Annotated in this window: 1 protein-coding gene; it reads right to left on the bottom strand. The window is 67.2% G+C overall.

All coding sequences use genetic code 11. From position 1 onward, the window contains the following. Positions 1-9: 9 nt before the first annotated feature. Positions 10-644: IS30 family transposase (locus G6048_RS48445; protein WP_165345932.1), on the bottom strand; the 635-nt coding region annotated here is incomplete at its 5' end.

Here is a 644-nt window from a genome sequence, read left to right as displayed (position 1 = left end):
TGGGCGAGTTCAACCAGTCGTTGCAACACCGGGCTGTTGCAGCGAGCGTAGCTGCTCTTCGAAGACCTCGGCGGGTGTCCGCCAGCCGAGGGTCTTGCGGGGCCGGTTGTTGATCGCCATGGCGACGGCTTCGAGGTCCGTGGACGACCACCGGGACAGATCGGTGCCCTTCGGGAAGTACTGACGCAGCAGCCCGTTCGTGTTCTCGTTCGTCGGTCGTTGCCAGGGTGAGTGGGGATCGGCGAAGAACACCTTCGTCCCGGTATCGATGGCGAACTGGGCGTGGCCGGAGAGTTCCTTTCCGCGGTCCCAGGTGAGGGTTTTGCGTAGCTGCTCGGGCAGCTGCGTCATCGACGTCGTGAGCGCCGCGTTCATCGCGATCGCGCCATAGCCCCCGAGCGAGGGGCCGTTCTTCACGGGCGGATTCTCGCCCCAGCCCTCGAGCCGGGGCAGGTGCACCAGGAGCGTGGAGCGGCTGCTGCGCTCGACCAGCGTGCCGATCGCGGAGCGACCCGTCCCGATGATCAAATCGCCTTCCCAGTGTCCGGGGACCGCGCGGTCTGCGGCCTCGGCGGGGCGTTCGCTGAGGACGACGTCCGCGGTGACATGCCCCTGCGGTTTGTTCTGTGACCGTGCACGGGGAG

Origin of the sequence: Streptomyces ureilyticus (assembly GCF_011045025.1) — a bacterium.
Lineage (GTDB): Bacteria > Actinomycetota > Actinomycetes > Streptomycetales > Streptomycetaceae > Streptomyces > Streptomyces ureilyticus.
Note: the sequence above shows the minus strand (reverse complement) of the source record. Positions and strands in the feature narration are given on the sequence as shown.